Genomic DNA, 19384 nt, shown 5'->3' with positions numbered 1-19384 from the left:
ATAAATCGGGATCGATCCCGATGTATGAAAGCGATTTGGATTATTTCGGTCAGGTGATCTGACGGAACCTGACCACAGGGTGTTACTGATGGCAAAACGTGATTTTTACGAAGTACTGGGCGTAGAAAAGGGGGCCTCTGACAAGGAGATCAAGAAGGCCTACCGCCGCATGGCTATGAAGTTCCACCCTGACCGTAACCCTGATGACAAAGAGGCAGAAGAGAATTTCAAGGAAGTAAACGAGGCTTTCGAAATCCTCTCTGATGATCAGAAGCGTGCCGCCTACGACCAATACGGTCACGCCGGTGTCGATCCCAATATGGGCGGCAGTGGAGCTGGCGGCTTCGGTGGAGCTGGCGGTTTCGGTGACGTCTTCGGTGATGTTTTTGGAGACATCTTTGGTGGCGGCGGCCACTCCCGCAGCTCTGTTCAGCGAGGTGCTGATCTGCGCTACCAGCTGGAGCTGGGTCTGGAAGAAGCGGTTAAGGGGACTACCAAGAAAATCAAGATTCCTTCCCTGGTAGCCTGTCAGTCCTGCGACGGTTCTGGTGCCAGGAAAGGCACTTCTCCGGTTACCTGTACCACCTGTGGAGGCATGGGTCAGGTGCGTATGCAGCAGGGTTTCTTCTCTGTTCAGCAAACCTGTCCTGATTGTCACGGCACCGGCAAGATGATAAAAGACCCTTGTCGTGAGTGTCATGGTGAAGGTCGGGTTCAGGAATATAAGACTCTGTCTGTAAAAATTCCTGCCGGCGTCGATACCGGTGATCGTATTCGTCTGGCTGGTGAAGGTGAAGCGGGCTTCAATGGTGGTCCAGCCGGTGATCTGTACGTTCAGGTGAGCGTAGCAGACCATCGGATCTTCCAGCGTGATGGCAAGCACCTCTACTGTGAAGTACCTATTACCTTTGTTGATGCAGCCCTTGGTGGCGAACTGGAAGTTCCGACCCTCGACGGTCGGGTAAAACTCAAGATTCCAAAAGAAACCCAGACTGGCAAGTTGTTCCGTCTGCGCGATAAAGGCGTCACACCGGTGCGTGGCGGTAGTCGTGGAGACCTGATGTGTCGTGTTGTGGTAGAAACACCGGTGCATCTGACTGAACGCCAGAAAGAGCTGATGGAAGAGTTGAAGGAAACCTTTGCTGCCGAAGGGGAGCATCGTCAGTCTCCTAAGAAAACCTCTTTCTTTGAAGGGGTTAAGAAGTTCTTCGACGATATGGGCAAGTGATCGGTCAGTCAGAATGGAAAATAAAAAAAGTGGCTTCAATGCCACTTTTTTTATGTCCAGCGTTGTTCAATTAATGCGTAGGCTTACAGAAATATTTCTCGTACTCGCTAAGAAAGTACTGATGATCGAAGTACTTTGTGGTCATGGCTCCCAGCGCTTCGTTTCTGTCTCTGAACGGGTTTTTGTAAGCTAGTTCTTTCTGTTCCAGAAAATCCCGGTAATCAGAGTTTGGATTATCGGCATCATTGTCGAAGTTTGTTATATCAATGTAGGAGAAAATCAGGCGATCTTCTTCTGCAATAACGACAGTATTCCAGGCATGTGTTTTGTAGGGTGAAAACAATGCCCTGGTCAGGTAAACATTTGCCAGTACGTCAGGAAACAGCTGTTTCAGTTGGGCAAAAACAACCATTCCCAGTACCGTGTATTTATCACAGTCGCCAATCTCCCTTCGCCAATATTCAGCGATTGAACACTCTTTCGGGAAAGTCAATGCCAGCTCACCTTCATCCACGGTATCGTAGTCAAGCTTTTGCGAAACGATATGAGCTGTCAGGTAGAGCAAATTATAGATCGTTGGTCTTTTTACATATTTGGCTATGTTTTCAACGTACTTGAAAATTTCCGTTTGGTCGTCTGTTGAAAAAACGTTCATGCTGTTATAGACGTATATTGAGTTAAGCTGGGAGAATAAATCTTTTGGTAGAGGGATGGGCTCTTTTTTACTCTGGTAGCCCGCCAGATTACCGATGTACTCAAATTCAAGATGATTAGCGGGGTATACACTGCAGGTTGGCTGGTCTGTGATTAGAGAAGGGTAAGTGTCCAGGTCAATGCCATGGAAGTAGAGGGAAGTTGCATCACTCAGCGTTATGTTTTTGCTCATGGCTTCATGAATAAAAGATGTAGGCACTTTTGAAGAGTAGAGTTTTTTTAATTCAAAGGGTGTGCGGGCGAGCCCTATGTATCTGGGCAGGTCTTTTGTTGTTAAGCCTTTTTCGAATGTTTCATGAAAATCTCTCTGTTCAGTATCCGTGGCGATGTACAAGCCGTTTCTGTTTAGGGTGTCTGCAAGATTGGGAGGTATTCCATGTTTAACGTAAGCGATAATAGAGCTGGCACGATTAACCCCTGCCTCGATGTAGCTATTAGCCGTTTGAGGAGTTAGTCCTGCCTCGAGAATATCTGCAATAAAAAATGGCTTGGAAATGACTCTGGGATGAAACATTGCGGCAACGCCCGGAGTAATGTTGAAGTGAGTATAATAGTAAATAATGTCTGGACTGATTGTTGGGGTATCCTGAGCAAAAAGAAGGACTTCTTCTGGCGTGGTTCCTACTTCTGTGAGGCTCTCAATATCATAATCAACTAGCCCGGCGTTCAAGAAAGCCTGTTTTTTTTGTTCTGTAATATCAGCTTCGGCGCAGAAGCTCGTCGTTATGAGCAGCGCAGTTGTCAGTATTATGGCACGTTTTGCAATGTTCATAGGCGTACTCCTTTACTGGCAGATTTAATGGTCCTCTATGTATTAGAGTTTCTGGAGAGCGAGAAGTTCCCCCAGGGGTATAGATGATTTACAGGTAAAGCCGACCTTGCAGGCTCCTGGTTTGACGCCCAGCCTACTTCGATTGCGTCGTACAGAAGTATTCTTCATATTTGCTAAGAAAGTTTCGCATCTCGAAGTACTCTGGGTACATTGCTCCCAGTTCTTCATTTTTGTTTCTGAGTGGGCTCGGGATGCAGCCAGCTGCCTCATACAGATTGTGCAAGGCGTCATGCAGTTGTATAAGAAACTGAAGAATAAGGCGCAGAACATTGGAATCAGTGTCGTATCTTATGATGTCAATGTACGTAACAATCAGGTGATTCTCTTCTGCAATGACGACGGTATTCCAGGAATGTCTTTTGTATGTCGAAAACCATTTCTTGCTTAGGTAAACATTGGTCAGTACGTCAGGAAACAGTTGTTTTAGTTGGGCAAAACAACCGCACCCAATGCCATATATTTATCACAGTCACCCATGCCCCTTCGCCAATATTCAGCTATTGAACAGCCTTCCGGGAAGGTAAGACTCAGCTCGCCATCCACTAATGCGTAGTGAAGCTTGTCTGAAACAATTTTTGCGGTCAGGTAGAGCAAACTATAGATTGTGGGGTTTTTTACATCTTTTGCAGCCTTTTCAACGTACTTGAAAATTTCCGCTTGATCGTCTGTTGAAAAGTGGTACATATCGTATTGGATATATATGGAATTTAGCTCGGAAAATAGAGCTTTTGGTAGAGGAATGGGCTCTTTTTTACTCTGGTAGTTTACAAGATTACCCAAGTGTTCAAATTTAAGATGAGAAATGGGATACACAGTGCAGGTATTTTGGTCAGAGATTAAAGACGGGTAGGTGTCCAAGTCAATGCTGAGAAAGTAAAGAGACATTGCATCATACAGTTTTATACCCTTACTTTTAGCTTCATGAAGAAAATCTGGGGGCACTTTGGAAAAGTAGAGATCTTGTAACTGATTGATTGACATGGTGAGCCCTCTGTATTTAGACAGGTTTTCTGCCGTTATCCACTGTTTAAATTCATCTTGAATAGGGATACGATCACTGCTCATGATTACGAAAAAGAGGTTTTTGTATAGAGAATTTGCAAGATCAGGGGATATTCGTTTTTTGGCGTACCCGATGATAAAGAAGGCCGCATTAATGCCGACGTCGAGGTAGCTATTTGCCGTTTGGGGGCTTAACCCTGCCCGTAGAACCTTATCTATAAAAAACGAATCATTGGCCACTTCAGGACGAAATGATGCAACGACTTCCGGAGTAATATTGCGCCGTGTAAAACTGTGAATGTCATACGGGCTGACCATTGGGGCTTTTTGAGAAAAAAGAAAGACTTCTTCTGCCGTAGTACCCACCTCTGTAAGGTACTCAATATCATAACCGGCCAGCGCGTCTTTCAGGCAATGTCCTTCTTGTTCTGTAATATCAGCGTCGGCACTAAAACTCATCAATATGAGTAATGCAGAGATCAGTTTGATGGCATTTGTAATGTACATTGGCATACTCCTTTATTGCCGGGTTTCAGTTATCCGGAAGATTACTTTCTAATACTTCCAACATCATGTTGTTATCAGGATGCAATGCCTTTTTTTGTAATTCTCTGGCCAGTTCATAAAAACTATCTCCTGGCTTAGTTGTTTGAGACATATAATCAAGCATTATTTCATTTGATTTATCACAGACGTACTGGCAAAACTCGGGTAATCTACCTTCGTCTAATAACCGGGTAAAGTAACTTTGCCGATCGTCAGCTGAGAGATCAGTATATTCATGGATTTTTGAGGTATCCGTGCCATTAAAAAAATGCGGAATTAACGTTGGGATTAGCCCAGTATATCTCAGGATATCGTCGGTGATTGCATTACATATCTTATTGAGTTCTAAATGGGCATTCTCAGGGTCATACCAGAAATCATGTTTAGTTTTTCTGTCACATAACTCTATTTGCTCTTTGCTCATTGTTAGCAGAGTCGATTTAACCTCTTGCAGAAGGCATGTATTCAAATGAAATGCACCATTAGCTACTTTCCAGCGGCCTAAGAGTTTCGGGTTGCCTGTTGCTGGTATTTCATGACCACATCTGCCCAGTCCAAGGTAGGGTTTATTTAAGCATTGTGCAATATTAGCGGTGCTGGCTCCCGGTGCATAAATGGGGATGTTGGAAAAATAACAAACCAACTCAAACAGTCGCTTCGGTAAAAAAGTAAATTCAAATACGGTGACCTTATCTATAAGTGATTTCTCAGTGGTAAAGTCCAGGGAGTAATTAGTTGAAAACTGTATATTGCCAGTGTCACTGAGCTCTTTTTTGCCTTTTTCAGACAGGCTGATATTCTCGCTGTGTGGTGCAATAATAATGATAGGCTTATCGCCAAAACACGCTTTAGCGGCATTTGTGTAATTGTAATACTCATGCTTTAACATTCCCCAGGCATGATAAGAAAGGGCTAAATATATTTTATTTTCTTTGGCCGATTGCAATAATTCGGTAAAAAACTGAGCTAATTTTTCAGTATCATGACCTTGTGTTAATGGGTTTTGTAAGCTGTTAGCTATATCCTTTTTCATTAGCTCTGGTGTTGACGTATCTTTATTGACCTCGTACGGATAAATGGGCAGATGATTTTCTTGGTTTTTCAGGGTCATTTCCCTTGGAGATCCAGGGAACCATCTATAGTTAGTTATTTGAAATAATGGAGCTTTTGTTGATGTTCTAAACGAGTCCCAAACGGTGTAAATTTGTAGTGTGTTTTTTGATAAAAGATGGGTAGGTATTGTCTGTTCTATGATGTATGGAATACCAAATATTTTATCTGGTCTTATTTTTGGTGACGATAATTTGTGATCCCCGTGAATGATAGACTCATCAATGTCACGCGCAGGTAAACCAGAAAGAAGATTTGGTAATTTGTTGCTAAGAGTAGGTTCATAGCCAGAAAAGCGAACCAGATTTAAAGTGCCAGGAGAAAGTCTGACAAAATTCCTTAAGAATTCTATATACAGGTTTAAATTTCCATAGCCCTGAGTGGGGGAGCTAGCTTCTACCAGAAAAACTATTTCTTTAACTTTCCCAGCTTTACTTTGCAAAGAGGTGATTCTATTCATAGATGATGTATGAATCGGTATCTGCCTGAAAAAATCCTGAAGAAAAGATATCCATTGCTTGTCTTTTGGTATCAAACAACCAACTTGTTGGAGATCACTACTTTCGATAATAGAAGACTCTTTACTGTTTTTTATCTTTTTTGGAAGTACCTCTGCGGACGAACTTTCACAAGCTGTTCTTTTTTCATCATGCCAGGTAATTCCTTCATTAGTTGAAACATAATAATGCTCCAGTTTAGTCGGGGGCTCAGGAAAAGATTTTTCCAAGGTATTTTCCGGTTTGTGTACTTGGTTTATGGCAGAAGTTGCACAAACATCATTCTTAAAGATTTTGTTTATATTATGGTGTTCCTGACTGGCAAAGGTATCAGTAGTAGTCTGGTCACCTTTTTCTACATTAATTGTTTTTTCTTGTGTTGACAGTTCACTGGTAAGTATGGGCTGAACTGGAAAATGACTATTAATCATAATGTACCTCCGAACCAATTTCCCGTTACTGGCTGAGAAAGCGTGAATAGGTGTATTTCGATCTGTCGTGTTGATAACTGTCCAATTAGCCAGAAATATACGATTCCATACGGCCAACTACTTAGCATTGAATGGGTGAGTCCTTTGTATTTGGGTAGGTCTCCTGCTCTAAGCTCCAGTTTAAATGCGTCATGAAGGTCGGTCCATTCAAAGTCAGTGATTGTACTAAAGCCGTTTCTTTTTAAGGTGCCTGCAATATCTGCCGTGGTCTCCACCTCTATGTGGCGGCCAATATCATAATTGGCCAACGAGGCGTTCAGGAAGCGTTCTTTTTCTTGTTCTGTAATATCAGCGTTGACACAGAAACTCATCGTTATGAGTAATACAGCCATCAGCTTGATGTTAATGTACATTGGCGTAATCCTTTACTCTCAGCTTCAATTGTCAATGTGACTTTAGAGCCTCGGGAGAGTGATTAGTTCCCCCGGGAGGGAAATATAGTAGCGTTACAGGTAAAGAAGCCGGAAAAGATTGGGGGGATTTTCTCAGCTCATCTATCATTCATGTGTCTGAGCAGTTGTTATGTCCGGATTGCTCTGATCGTGTGGACAGAAATATTTCTTGTATTCGCTAAGAAAGTATTCCTTGTTGAAGTTCTCGGGGTACATCGCTCCCAAGGCTTCGTTTTTGTTTCTGTATGGATTCGGGGTGTAGCCAGCTGCCTCACGCAGATTCTCAAGAACTTCATACAGTTGTAGATAAAACCGATAAATAAGCTTTAGATAATAGTAATCACCGGGGTCGTAGTTTGTTATGTCAATGTAGCTGAATATCAGGCGATCTTCTTCTGCAATGACGACGGTATTCCAGGAATGTCTGTTGTATTTTGCAAACAGTTCATTGATTAGGTAAACATTTGCCAGTACGTCAGGAAACAATTGTTTCAGTTGAGCAAAAACAACCGTTCCCAATGCCGAGTATTTATCACAGTCGCCAATTCCCCTTCGCCAATATTCAGCTATTGAACAATCTATCGGGAAAGTCTGCTCCAGTTCTCCTTCATCCACTAATTCGTAGTGAAGCTTTTCAGAAACAATCTCCGCTGTCAGGTAGAGTAAATTATAGATCGTTGGGTTTTTTACACGTTTGGCTTTGTTTTCAACGTACTTGAAAATCTCTTCCTGATCGTCGGTTGAAAAATGTCCCATAAATTCTTGCGTAAAATCTCTGCCAGAAAATACTGTGTTAAGCCGGAAAAATAAAGCTTTTGGTAGAGGAATAGGCTCTTTTTTGCTCTGGTAGCCCGCAAGATTACCAAGGTGTTCAAACTCAAGATGGGTTGTGGGATATGCTGTGCAGGTCCGTTCGTCAGAGATTAGAGATGGATAGGTGTCCAGGTCAATGCCACGAAAGTAAAGAGATTTTGCATCTTCCGTGTCCAGTCTTATATCCATACTCAGGACTCTATGAAGAAAATCAGTAGGTACTTTTGAAACGTAGAGTCTTTTTAATTCATTGGTTGTTGAGGCGAGTCCCTTGTATCTGGGCAGATCTTCCATGGTTAGCCCCTTTTCCATTGTTTCTTGAAGCCAAACCTTCGAATAGTCAGAGTCAGTGTAGAAATAGTAGCCACTTTTGTATAAGGCGCCTGCAAGATCAGGAGCTATTCCATTTTTGAAGTAACTGGTCAAAATGTTGGCCTGATCAACGCCGGCTTCGAGGTAGCTATTCGCCTTTTGGGGGCTTAACCCTGCCTGTAGAAATTTATCTATAAAAGCCGGTTCACCAGCCACTTCAGGATGAAACGATGCAACGACTTCCGGAGTAATGTTGCGCCGGGTAAAACGGTGAATGTCATACGGGCTGACCATTGGGGCTTTTTGAGAAAAAAGAAAGACTTCTTCTGCCGTGGTACCTGTCTCTGTGAGGCGCTCAATATCATAACCGGCCAGTGCGTCGTTCAGGCAATGTTCTTCTTGTTCTGTAATATCAGCGTTGACACAAAAACTCATCGTTATGAGTAATGCAAATATCAGCTTGATGGCATGGCTTGTAATGTTCATTGGCGTAATCCTTTACTCTCGGGCTCAATAGTCCACAGAACTTAGAGTCTCGGGAGAGTGATTAGTTCCACTGGGAGAGAAATATAGAAGAATTACGGGTAAAGAAGCCGGGAGAGATTACAAGCAGCAGGCTCTGCCCGGAATGCTAGGTGGGGGTGCCGCTTTATTCGCAGTGGGGGGCCTGACCATTCGCCTACTCTCTTCAGTCTCCGTTCAATTCAGCCCTTTTTGGCTATTCCATAGGCTTCTGTCAGTATTTCATCAGTCTTGCAGTCGAGGCTCGGATTCCTTTTTATGTGCTGCTCGTTATCATACTTTGATCTTCCTTTGGGGCACCATTTCCGCAGCAGGTGTGCTATACCGTTTTTAGCAACGCTGGCGAAAAATCAAACGGGTTCGAGGGCAGGAAGAAGTTAACCGGAGAAAATTATGTCTCAACAACGAGTCTTAATGGCAATTCTGGTATTGAATGGATCTATTGCCACAACACTCAGGAAGACGCTTGAAAAGGATTGTACCAAGCTTTACCAGAATCACTTCGGCAAACATTACAAGCTCTTTCCGATCTGGGTGGAAGTGCCGCGTTCACAGGCTTTTTTAGCAGCTCGCCCGAGCAATGCGACCACCATTTCCATTGGCGTGGAAAACGATCTTCCCAACGACATTCGTCATGCATTTATGAGTGAATTCAGTGAACTTTGGATCAACTATACCGGGTGCAATAAAAACGAGATCATGCTGACGGCGATGGATTTTCAGGCACAACAAGATTTATTGAAGCTGACTCAGACCCGAATCCGTCCCTCCAGAAGACCTCTGGTTACACTTCAGATGTTGGGCCGATTGGCAAAGTCGAAAATCATTACACGACACTTTTCCACGTCCATTAACTTTTAAACCTTAGCCCGCAGGAGAACAGCCATGCCCCTGTACAATGTTTCAACCCCGGGTGCGGTAGAGATGTCAAAAAGACAACCCTTGTCAAAACTCATTATGGATACCCACTGTGGTTTAACGAGTGCTCCTGAGAGTCTTGTAAATGTGCTCTTTAATCAAAATATTCCATTGCAAAAAGGTATTGCCATTCACGTACAAGCTAACGTCCGCAAAGGCAGGACATCAGACGTCAACGACCGACTTAGTCTGGAAATGCAGAATAATATTGCTGATTTTTTTGGGATCGATGTTTCCGGGGTATCAGTAACCCTGTTTGAAGTGCCAGCATCCTGGGTGATGGAAGGCGGTGAGTTGTTACCAGAACCCGGAGAAGAAGCTTCTTGTGAATGGCTTCAAAAAGATCTCAAAGAATGCGAAGAGAAGAAAAAGCATGCTACTTTGGAAACGATGACATAGGTACTTTGTATCTGGACAGTTGCTCTGTCGATAGCCCTTGTTCGAATGCAGCTTGAAACGTTCAAGGGCATGCTCCTTTCCTGTCAGGTTTAATAGCTCGCTGGAGAATGGAGTTTCGGGAGAGCCTGTAGTTCCCCCAAGAGAAATATAAAACAGTTACAGCAAAATAAGCCGGGAAAGAGTGGGGAGATTTTTACCGCTCATCTATTCTTCATGTACGGCTAAGTGACTGCTTTTGTCGTGTTAATAACATTCAAAAAACATTTTTTGCGGGTAGCTTGAGCAGTGATGAAACTACCTTTGGTGTTAAAATCCGAGCCTGGCCTTTATTCAGGTTTTGCTGCATCAATATTATTCTATTCGTTGTGCAACTGCTTTTTGACGACAGGATCTCCCAACTGGGTCAGTGCGGCTCTGTTTCTGATTTTGTTCGTTGTTATGCTCTGGTCTTCCTTCGGCGTGGTTCGCCATGCTGATGGTCTGGCTGAACAGTTGGGTGAGCCATACGGCACTCTGATATTGACCCTGTCAGTGATCAGTATCGAAGTCATTGTGATTTCAGCCGTGATGCTCACCGGAAGTCATAATCCAACGCTGGGTCGGGATGTGATGTTTTCTGTCCTGATGATTGTACTGAATGGATTGGTCGGGCTGTCGCTGCTTCTGGGAGGGGTCAGACATGTTGAGCAGACGTTTAATTTGCAGGGAGCCAACTCCTTTCTGGGAATTCTTGTTCCTCTCTCTGTGCTGGGTTTGATTCTGCCGAATTTTACAGAATCAACGTCCATAGGTACTTTCTCCCTTGAGCAAATAGTCTTTCTTGTTGTTATGAATGTTGTCCTCTACCTGGCTTTTCTGGGAATGCAGGCCATGAGACACCGGCACTATTTTGTGGGTGACAATGAGGGTTCTGATCACAGTGATGAAAAGAGGTTGTCTGTCCCGTCACATACCCTGCTTTTGCTCTGCTACATGGTTCCCATTGTTTTGCTGTCGAAGAAGCTGGCAGTGATTGTGGATTATGGGATTTCTGAACTGGGAGCACCCACAGACCTGGGCGGAATGATTGTGGCAATTCTGGTGCTGTCGCCGGAAGGGATGGCGGCGATCAAAGCAGCAAGAGCTAATAATCTTCAGCGCTCTATCAATATTTGTCTGGGGTCGGCTCTGGCCACTATAGGTATGACCATACCTGCCGTGCTACTGATCGGGGTTCTGACCTCCAAAATCATTGTTCTGGGTTTGAACAATGTCGATGCACTATTGCTGGTTCTGACGCTACTGGTTTCCATTGTGAACTTTTCCTCAGGTAAAAGTAACCTTTTCCAGGGAGTGACTCATCTGACACTGTTTTTCTGCTACATCATTCTGATTTTTGACTGATCCTGGTTCATAAGTACTCAACCATACGAAATCATATTTTCTGACTTATTGTTCAGGCACTCGCGGCAACTGCTCCTGCGTTGCTCTAGCTCCTGCATCCATGCAGTCGTGATGCGTTGCAATTCTGGTCACATAGCTTGCTATGTTTCCGTCGTTGCGCCTTGCAGAGCACCTGCCCAATAAGCCAGAAATATTTGATTCCCTACGGCTGAGTACTTAACTGCTTTTCTTTTCGATTCATTGGCTCTTGATCTCTCATAAGAAAACCGGTTCAGAAATGCCCTGAATTCAGGTGTTTTTTGGAAGAAAAATATTGTCTTTTTATAAATATTGTGTTTGAATGCGAAAAATTTGCATTAGATTTGTTGAGGCAGTTGGCGTGCCCCCGAGACTCCTTATAAAAGTCGGATAAAAAAAGCGAGACGGTGATTCAATTTACCTCTCGCTTTTTTTGAGCGTGCTCTCTAAGGAAACAGGGTTATAACATTGCTGTCTTGCGTACTTCACCCATCAGGTTTTACCCTTGCTGACCTGATTGGGAACAGGTCGAACAGCCTTAAGCGTAGAAAATCATTTTGCCCATGAATAAGATGATTTTCATGAGGTGAATGTGGGAGGAATCATTGACTAAGTCAGCCGTACTGGCTCTGGAAGACGGAAGTCTTTTTCGGGGCATTGCCATTGGATCCGACGGAGAGACCAGTGGTGAGGTCGTTTTCAATACAGCCATGACTGGCTATCAGGAAATACTCACCGATCCTTCTTATTCTCGTCAAATTGTGACTCTCACCTACCCCCATATTGGTAATACCGGCATTACTCCCATAGACGAAGAGTCTACTGAAATTCATGCCGCTGGCCTTGTTATCCGTGATCTTCCTCTTCTCGCCAGCAACTGGCGGAACAGGATGCCTCTTGATGAGTACCTTCGTACTAATCAAATCGTAGCCATTGCTGATATTGATACCCGTCGCCTGACTCGTATCCTGCGAGAGAAGGGTGCCCAGAATGGTTGTATCCTGGTGGCCGATGAAAACGGTCATATTGATGAAGCGGCAGCTTTGGAAAAGGCTCGGGCATTCCCCGGCCTGAAAGGTATGGACCTTGCCAGAGAGGTGACAGTTTCGGAGTCTTACGAATGGAAAGAAGGTGTCTGGTCTCTGGAGTCCGATGATCACCAGACTGTTGATGAGCAGCCCTTCCACGTTGTGGCTTATGATTTTGGTGTCAAGCGCAACATACTCAGAATGCTGGCCCAGCGTGGTTGTCGTTTGACGGTTGTGCCCGCTGAAACTCCTGCACAAGAGGTTCTGGCCATGAACCCGGACGGTGTTTTCCTGTCCAACGGTCCTGGTGATCCGGAGCCCTGTGATTATGCCATCAAGGCCATTCAGGATATTCTGGCAACCCGTATCCCGGTCTTTGGTATCTGTCTGGGTCATCAGCTGCTGGGTTTGGCCAGTGGTGCTGCCACCATAAAGATGAAGTTTGGACACCACGGGGCCAACCATCCGGTGCAGGATCTGGATTCCGGTGTCGTAATGATTACCAGTCAGAATCACGGTTTTGCCGTGGCTGAAGAGAATCTGCCTGAAAATATCCGGGTCACTCACAAATCCCTGTTTGATCGCAGTCTTCAGGGTATTGAGCTGACAGACCGGCCCGCCTTCAGTTTCCAGGGACACCCTGAAGCCAGCCCGGGGCCGCATGATGTCGCAGTGCTGTTTGACCGGTTTATCACTATGCTGGAAAAGCACACAGCCGCTTCCAAATCCTGATCAGGTCGCTTGAAAGAGAGACATACAGTACAGACTCAACAGGCTTTCGTGAGCGAAGAACTCCGCAAGCCTGAGACAAGTTACGAGAGCAACGATGCCGAAACGTACAGATATTGAAAGCATCCTGATCCTGGGTGCGGGTCCTATCATCATCGGTCAGGCCTGTGAATTTGACTATTCCGGAGCCCAGGCCTGTAAAGCCCTCAAAGAAGAGGGTTATCGTGTCATTCTGGTGAACTCTAACCCGGCCACCATCATGACCGACCCCAGTATGGCAGACGCGACTTACATTGAACCCATTCGCTGGGAAACCGTCGCCAAGATCATTGAGAAAGAACGTCCGGATGCGGTACTGCCTACCATGGGCGGTCAGACCGCTCTGAACTGTGCCCTGGATCTGTTCCATAAGGGCGTTCTGGAAAAATATAATGTCCAGATGATCGGCGCCAGCCGTGATGCCATCGATAAGGCTGAAGATCGCGAAATGTTTGACAGGGCAATGAAGAACATTGGTCTGGAAACACCTCGTTCCGGCATTGCTCACACCATGGAAGAAGCTCAGGCTGTGCTGGATCAGGTGGGCTTCCCCTGTATTATCCGTCCTTCTTTCACTATGGGTGGATCCGGTGGTGGCATTGCTTATAACAAGGATGAATTTGAAGAGATCTGCAAGCGTGGTCTGGATTTGTCACCCACCAGTGAGCTATTGATCGATGAATCCCTGATTGGCTGGAAAGAGTATGAGATGGAAGTGGTCCGTGACCGTAATGACAACTGCATCATTGTCTGCTCTATCGAGAACTTTGACCCAATGGGCGTTCACACCGGCGACTCGATCACAGTCGCTCCTTCCCAGACGCTGACCGATAAAGAATATCAGATCATGCGTAATGCCTCTGTTGCTGTGCTGCGAGAGATTGGCGTTGAAACCGGTGGTTCCAATGTTCAGTTCGGTATTTGCCCGGACACCGGCCGTATGGTCGTAATCGAGATGAACCCCCGGGTATCCCGTTCTTCCGCTCTGGCTTCCAAAGCGACTGGCTTCCCCATTGCCAAAGTGGCCGCCAAGTTGGCCGTAGGGTATACCCTGGATGAACTGCGAAACGAAATTACCGGTGGCGTGGTCCCGGCTTCTTTCGAGCCTACCATCGATTACGTCGTTACCAAGATTCCCCGTTTTGCTTTTGAAAAATTCCCTCAGGCTGACGACCGCCTCACTACCCAGATGAAATCGGTGGGTGAGGTCATGGCTATTGGTCGTACTTTCCAGGAGTCCATGCAAAAAGCCCTTCGTGGTCTGGAAACCGGAGCTACTGGTTTCAATCCAATGCTGGATGTTTCTGATGAAGGTGCTATCGACAAGATCAAGGCAGAGCTGGTTGTTCCAAAAGCGGATCGACCTTACTACGTGGCAGATGCTTTTCGTGCCGGTATGACACGTGAGGAAGTCTTTAACAGCTGCATGATCGATCATTGGTTCCTTGTCCAGATTGAAGACATTGTTAAAGAAGAGCAAAACCTGGTTGGTAAAGATCTGTCTGCACTGGATGCCGACACTCTGTTCAGACTCAAGCGCAAGGGTTTCAGTGATGCACGTCTGGCTGAAGTGATGGCCGTCGCTGAAACAGAAGTGCGTAACCATCGTCGTCAGCTGAACATAAAGCCGGTATTCAAACGTGTGGACACCTGTGCGGCCGAGTTTGCCTCCACGACAGCTTACATGTACTCCACCTACGAGGAAGAGTGTGAAGCTGTGCCAACCGATAATGAAAAGATCATGGTTATCGGTGGTGGTCCAAACCGTATCGGTCAGGGTATCGAATTCGATTATTGCTGTGTGCATGCCGCCATGGCTGCCCGTGAAGACGGTTACGAAACCATCATGGTTAACTGTAACCCCGAAACGGTTTCTACAGACTATGACACTTCTGACCGACTGTACTTTGAGCCAGTTACTCTGGAAGACGTTCTCGCCATTATTGATGTTGAAAAGCCCAAGGGTGTGATTGTTCACTACGGTGGTCAGACTCCTCTGAAGCTGGCTCGTGCTCTGGAAGCTGAGGGTGTGCCAATTATCGGTACCAGTCCGGACGCAATTGACCGTGCCGAAGACCGTGAACGTTTCCAGGGCATGATCCAGAAGCTGGGTCTGCTGCAGCCTGCAAACGCTACCGTGCGCAGTGCTGAAGAAGCTGTAACTAAAGCCAAGGAAATTGGTTATCCGCTGGTTGTGCGTCCGTCTTACGTCCTGGGTGGTCGTGCCATGGAAATCGTGGCAGGCGAAGATGAACTTCAAAAGTACATGAAGGAAGCCGTTCAGGTTTCCAATGACAGTCCGGTACTGCTGGACCTGTTCCTGAGCCGTGCCGTAGAGGTGGATGTCGATGCAGTATGCGACGGCGAGCGTGTGGTCATTGGTGCCATCATGCAACACATTGAGCAGGCAGGTATTCACTCGGGTGATTCCGGTTGCTCTCTGCCTCCCTACAGTCTGAGTCCCCGTATCCAGAACAAGATCCGTGGGCAGGTGAAAGCCATGGCTATGGAACTGGGTGTTGTTGGTCTGATGAATGTTCAGATGGCGTTGCAGGACGGTGAACTCTATGTGATCGAGGTTAACCCTCGTGCATCCCGTACAGTGCCTTTTGTGTCCAAGTGCATTGGTCACTCCCTGGCCAAGATTGCCGCTCGTGTCATGATGGGCAAGACTCTGGAAGAGCTGGAGTTTACCAAAGAGATCGTGCCTCCATACTTCTGCGTGAAAGAAGCCATCTTCCCATTCAACAAGTTCCCGGGTGTGGACCCGATTCTTGGCCCTGAAATGAAGTCTACTGGAGAAGTGATGGGTGTTGGTGCTTCTTTCCCGGAAGCCTATTACAAGGCTCAGCTGGCTGAAAATATGGCACTGCCGGAAGGTGGCCGTGTCATCATCAGTGTCCGTGATCAGGACAAGCCCATGGTGCCTGGTATCGCCCGTCTGTTAATGGATACCGGTTTTGAACTGGTGGCTACCAGTGGTACTGCCCAGGTGATCGAAGATGCCGGTCTGCCCGTGACCCGGGTCAAAAAGGTGATGGAAGGTCGACCAAATATGGTGGACAGCATCGTCAATGGTGATATAGCCTTTGTGGTCAATACTACCGAAGGTCGTCAGGCCATTGCAGACTCCTATAAAATCCGCCGATCTTCCCTGACCAATAAGGTTCTCTACACCACTACCATGGCAGGTGCGGAAGCCATTGCCCGGGCCATTGCCTTTGGTTCGGAGAAAACAGTCAGAAGACTTCAGGATTTACACGAAGGTAAGACTGGATGAATCGATATCCAATGACAGTGGAGGGCGAAAAAGCTCTCCGAGAAGAGTTGGCTCAACTGAAAACCGTGGAAAGACCACGCATTTCCCAGGCAATTGCCGAGGCCCGGGAATTGGGGGACTTGAAAGAGAACGCTGAATATCACGCAGCCCGTGAACAGCAGAGTTTTACTGAGGGTCGTATTAACGATATTGAGGGCAAGTTATCCAACGCTCAGGTTATCGATATTACTACGATCAAGAAAACCGGTAAGGTTGTCTTTGGTACTACGGTTGTACTGGTTAATCTGGATACGGACGATGAAGTCGAGTACAAGATCGTGGGTGATGATGAAGCAGAGATCAAGGATAACAAGATTTCTGTAAACTCACCGATTGCCCGTGCCCTGGTTGGTAAAGAAGAAGGTGACGTGGTGGTTGTGAATACACCATCTGGCAATGTTGAATATGAGATCGATGAGGTTAAGCACATCTGAAGATCTCGATTCTCTGCATGGGTCAATGACCTGTGCAGAGAAGCTGGTTTCCCCCTCTGAGCTCCCTGAAGCTCTCATCCTCTGTGTATAAGTACCTGGCCAGTGGGTTTTCATAGCTATGTCAGCATAACTGACATGCCTGTTAGTGACCTTTCCTGCCATTGATTGCATTCTTGTGTCCAGAAAAACAATACAACAAGGATTCATGGAGGGAGTGTTATGATGAATTTTCTGGAAACAGGCTCAGTGCCATTCAGTAAGAAAACGATTGCCGTAAAATTGGAGCAATTTGGAAGCGCTGTCTCCAAGCTTGGACGCCATACGGTCGGTAAGCTCAAAAACGCTTATGGCCATATGAAGAGCGGCGACTTTTCGCACACCCACTACTCTGAGCAAAGCTCAAGCAGCTCAGATGGCACCATACAGGTTTCAGAGCGTGCTATTGCCAGACCGCCTTCAGAAAGAGGTGTTATCAGGCCGGTTTCAAAACCTGCCCAGTCGGGCAGTGACAATGGCAACGATCTGGCAGTCAGACTTGAGAGTCTCAAAAGTGACTGCTCTCGGGCACATTCCGGGCAGGATCTGGTGGCTATGAAGCAGAAAACCACAGATCTGCTAAACGATGCCAGAAAAAAGCTTCAGGATCATCCAGAGGCGGGCAAAATTCTTGAGAAACTGAACACAGCGGCCAATCTGCTTGATGCGTCATCTGCGGCTGATAACCATGTCCACGAGGCTGCCAACAGTCTTCAGAAGGTGTTGCTGGACATTAAATTTGATGAATTGAGCCAGCTACGCAATCGACATCAGGAAATGCTTCAAATAGAAAAAGATGTTGCTGAAGTGTGCGGGATGGTGCATACACTGCAAGGTCTGGTTCGTGAACAGGGTGAGGGGGTGAGCCGGATTGAAGATAATATCACTCGAAGCAGTGAGAATGTCAAAGATGCCGGGGATTCTCTGGATTCAGCGCAAAAGTCCGCTAAAAAAGCTCGTAAACTGAAGATTGTTTTAGGTATTGTGCTTGCCGTTGTCGGCATCACCCTTCTGGCCTGCTTGCTCTGATTGACACTCAGAACTTGAAGGTGTGAGATGATCTGCTACTCACACCTTCAAATTCTCCAGTTTCATAACGGTAAGAGTATCGAATATTTGACTGATAAGTCTTCTCTCATTTCTCTGAATAGCTCTTGTGGAACCTTATCCTTGAGCGGGCTCAAAAGCTTTTATTGCTTCAATAGTTCAAAGCACCTTCAGGACACTGCTGCTGCCACGAATAACATCAACGAAATCAGGCTTTTCCTTTAACTGATATTGCAACATTCTTTCTTCGACTTCCGATAAATAATCAGAAGTTAGAGTTATGTCTATACTGTTGGCTTTGAATTCGGTGTATTTGTAAAGTGAAGACAGTCAGAAGCGTACTTTTTTATTTTTAAAATAATCCGATACCTCATGTCAGCTTTGCTATCTTGTAGCTGAAAATTCAAAATTTTTGGAAACTTGGATTATGAGAAAAATAGCTGCCTTGATATTTTCATTACTTTGTGTTGAATCTGCCCTTTCTGATGAAATTTCAGTTCACTGGTTATACAGTTGGATGCCTTTTACATATACGGTACCAGAAGGAAGTGTTGGTATTTTTTTCAGAGGTGGATTTTATAAGGAGGTTTATGAGCCGGGAATACACAGATTATTCACATGGCCTGTTACCAAAGGAATGCGAATAAATGTAAGACCACAGATAGATATTATTGAGGATATAGCATGTGGTACTATGGACGGTCTCACAATACATTTTCCTAGAATTGCCGTTTATAATCAGCTCCATAAAGACGAAGTATTAAATATTGTCTCAAATTTTGGAGAAGATTATGATCATTACTTAATAACAGAGCCTACAATTCAGGCTGTAACAGAGCTGTGTACGACCATGACAGCACAGGAAATATATATTGATAAGTTTCCTACTATAAACGATTTTTTGTTACAACACCTGGTTGAAGAGCAAGCAAAAAGTAATTCTAGATTAAAAATAAATAAAGTGGTTGTTTCTAAGCCCGTTCTTCCAGGAAACATAAGAAAAAACTACGAAGTTATTGTGGAAGAGAAAAGCAAGCTTGTAGCTGTTTCACAAATTCAAGCCAGGAAATTAAAGGAAGCTGAAACCGAACAATTGGGACGATCCAAAAAGGCTCAAACAGATAAAATGGTAGCTGAAATAGAGAATGAAAAAAAACTTGCTGAAGAAAAAAATAAAATGGAATTAGAGAAGATTCGAGTGGCTGTTAGAATCCATCAATTACGTGAAGACGCTGAAGCAGAAGCCTTTATACTCAGGCAAAAGGGTGAAGCTGAAGCCTATGTAATACAAGTTAGTGGTGAAGCTCGTGCCAATGCTACGCTGCAAGAAGCAATAGCCAATGAAAGGCTCATTACACATTTATATGTTGAGCTAAAACAGGCAGAGGCGTTTTGGAGAAATAACAACTCTAAACTGATATATTTTGGCGAAAATATTCCTAAAACTGTATATCCAGGCCTTATCGACTCAGAAGAAGTAAGAAAGTTTGCAAATTAACGCAAGTATCTTTTAGAGTCAGCTAACGCTGGCAGACGGGGTGGAGAGCGAAATGAGCTACCCATTTACTAACTTCG

The 19384-nt window shown here is 45.2% G+C and carries 14 protein-coding genes; 9 read left to right on the top strand and 5 right to left on the bottom strand.

Annotated elements, in window-relative coordinates:
* Positions 1–88: 88 nt before the first annotated feature.
* Positions 89–1228, top strand: a complete 1140-nt coding sequence (dnaJ, locus tag ACOMG9_RS20455) for a molecular chaperone DnaJ (RefSeq protein ID WP_494529313.1) — start codon at positions 89–91, stop codon at positions 1226–1228.
* A 70-nt stretch (positions 1229–1298) separates the two neighbouring features.
* On the opposite strand, the gene ACOMG9_RS20450 is transcribed toward dnaJ, so the two are convergent.
* From ACOMG9_RS20450 to ACOMG9_RS20430, 5 genes are all read right to left on the bottom strand, one after another.
* On the bottom strand, positions 1299–2714 hold the full coding sequence (locus ACOMG9_RS20450; RefSeq protein WP_448218239.1) for a hypothetical protein: 1416 nt from the start codon (positions 2712–2714) through the stop codon (positions 1299–1301).
* A gap of 483 nt (positions 2715–3197) precedes the next feature.
* Positions 3198–4283, bottom strand: coding sequence for a hypothetical protein (locus ACOMG9_RS20445; RefSeq protein ID WP_448218238.1), 1086 nt, complete (start codon positions 4281–4283; stop codon positions 3198–3200).
* Between the two features lie 25 nt (positions 4284–4308).
* On the bottom strand, positions 4309–6360 hold the full coding sequence (locus ACOMG9_RS20440; RefSeq protein WP_494529312.1) for a hypothetical protein: 2052 nt from the start codon (positions 6358–6360) through the stop codon (positions 4309–4311).
* Positions 6357–6773: a hypothetical protein gene (locus tag ACOMG9_RS20435; RefSeq protein ID WP_448218236.1), complete on the bottom strand. Its 417-nt coding sequence runs from the start codon at positions 6771–6773 to the stop codon at positions 6357–6359. Before ACOMG9_RS20435 ends, ACOMG9_RS20440 begins: the two co-directional genes overlap by 4 nt.
* 144 nt (positions 6774–6917) lie before the next feature.
* Entirely contained in the window at positions 6918–8423 is a 1506-nt protein-coding gene (locus ACOMG9_RS20430) for a hypothetical protein (protein ID WP_494529311.1), read from the bottom strand.
* A 429-nt stretch (positions 8424–8852) separates the two neighbouring features.
* Between ACOMG9_RS20430 and ACOMG9_RS20425 the strand changes: the two genes are divergently transcribed.
* The 8 genes from ACOMG9_RS20425 (at position 8853) to ACOMG9_RS20390 (ending at position 19307) form a co-directional block, all read left to right on the top strand.
* The gene (locus tag ACOMG9_RS20425) at positions 8853–9320 is read left to right on the top strand and encodes a hypothetical protein (protein ID WP_494529310.1); all 468 of its coding nucleotides are present in this window, start codon (positions 8853–8855) and stop codon (positions 9318–9320) included.
* Between the two features lie 24 nt (positions 9321–9344).
* On the top strand, positions 9345–9776 hold the full coding sequence (locus ACOMG9_RS20420) for a hypothetical protein (RefSeq protein ID WP_422135273.1): 432 nt from the start codon (positions 9345–9347) through the stop codon (positions 9774–9776).
* 378 nt (positions 9777–10154) lie between these two features.
* On the top strand, positions 10155–11159 hold the full coding sequence (locus tag ACOMG9_RS20415; protein WP_422135272.1) for a calcium:cation antiporter: 1005 nt from the start codon (positions 10155–10157) through the stop codon (positions 11157–11159).
* A 623-nt stretch (positions 11160–11782) separates the two neighbouring features.
* Entirely contained in the window at positions 11783–12937 is a 1155-nt protein-coding gene (gene carA, locus ACOMG9_RS20410) for a glutamine-hydrolyzing carbamoyl-phosphate synthase small subunit (RefSeq protein ID WP_448218234.1), read from the top strand.
* 94 nt (positions 12938–13031) lie between these two features.
* A complete protein-coding gene (gene carB / locus ACOMG9_RS20405) occupies positions 13032–16253 on the top strand; it encodes a carbamoyl-phosphate synthase large subunit (RefSeq protein ID WP_448218233.1) in 3222 nt (1073 codons plus the stop codon).
* Positions 16250–16726, top strand: coding sequence for a transcription elongation factor GreA (gene greA / locus ACOMG9_RS20400; protein WP_422135269.1), 477 nt, complete (start codon positions 16250–16252; stop codon positions 16724–16726). The genes carB and greA overlap by 4 nt, the downstream gene beginning before the upstream one ends.
* A gap of 219 nt (positions 16727–16945) precedes the next feature.
* A complete protein-coding gene (locus tag ACOMG9_RS20395) occupies positions 16946–17791 on the top strand; it encodes a syntaxin family protein (protein ID WP_448218232.1) in 846 nt (281 codons plus the stop codon).
* Between the two features lie 445 nt (positions 17792–18236).
* Positions 18237–19307, top strand: a complete 1071-nt coding sequence (locus ACOMG9_RS20390) for an SPFH domain-containing protein (RefSeq protein ID WP_448218231.1) — start codon at positions 18237–18239, stop codon at positions 19305–19307.
* The last annotated feature ends 77 nt before the right edge of the window (positions 19308–19384 follow it).

The organism is Endozoicomonas sp. PH6C (assembly GCF_059322965.1).
Note: the sequence above shows the minus strand (reverse complement) of the source record. Positions and strands in the feature narration are given on the sequence as shown.

Coding starts and splice junctions, on each gene's coding strand:
- dnaJ (WP_494529313.1), top strand. CDS start 89: ATGGCAAAACGTGATTTTTACGAAGTACTGGGCGTAGAAAAGGGGGCC.
- ACOMG9_RS20450 (WP_448218239.1), bottom strand. CDS start 2,714: ATGAACATTGCAAAACGTGCCATAATACTGACAACTGCGCTGCTCATA.
- ACOMG9_RS20445 (WP_448218238.1), bottom strand. CDS start 4,283: ATGTACATTACAAATGCCATCAAACTGATCTCTGCATTACTCATATTG.
- ACOMG9_RS20440 (WP_494529312.1), bottom strand. CDS start 6,360: ATGATTAATAGTCATTTTCCAGTTCAGCCCATACTTACCAGTGAACTG.
- ACOMG9_RS20435 (WP_448218236.1), bottom strand. CDS start 6,773: ATGTACATTAACATCAAGCTGATGGCTGTATTACTCATAACGATGAGT.
- ACOMG9_RS20430 (WP_494529311.1), bottom strand. CDS start 8,423: ATGAACATTACAAGCCATGCCATCAAGCTGATATTTGCATTACTCATA.
- ACOMG9_RS20425 (WP_494529310.1), top strand. CDS start 8,853: ATGTCTCAACAACGAGTCTTAATGGCAATTCTGGTATTGAATGGATCT.
- ACOMG9_RS20420 (WP_422135273.1), top strand. CDS start 9,345: ATGCCCCTGTACAATGTTTCAACCCCGGGTGCGGTAGAGATGTCAAAA.
- carB (WP_448218233.1), top strand. CDS start 13,032: ATGCCGAAACGTACAGATATTGAAAGCATCCTGATCCTGGGTGCGGGT.
- greA (WP_422135269.1), top strand. CDS start 16,250: ATGAATCGATATCCAATGACAGTGGAGGGCGAAAAAGCTCTCCGAGAA.
- ACOMG9_RS20395 (WP_448218232.1), top strand. CDS start 16,946: ATGATGAATTTTCTGGAAACAGGCTCAGTGCCATTCAGTAAGAAAACG.
- ACOMG9_RS20390 (WP_448218231.1), top strand. CDS start 18,237: ATGAGAAAAATAGCTGCCTTGATATTTTCATTACTTTGTGTTGAATCT.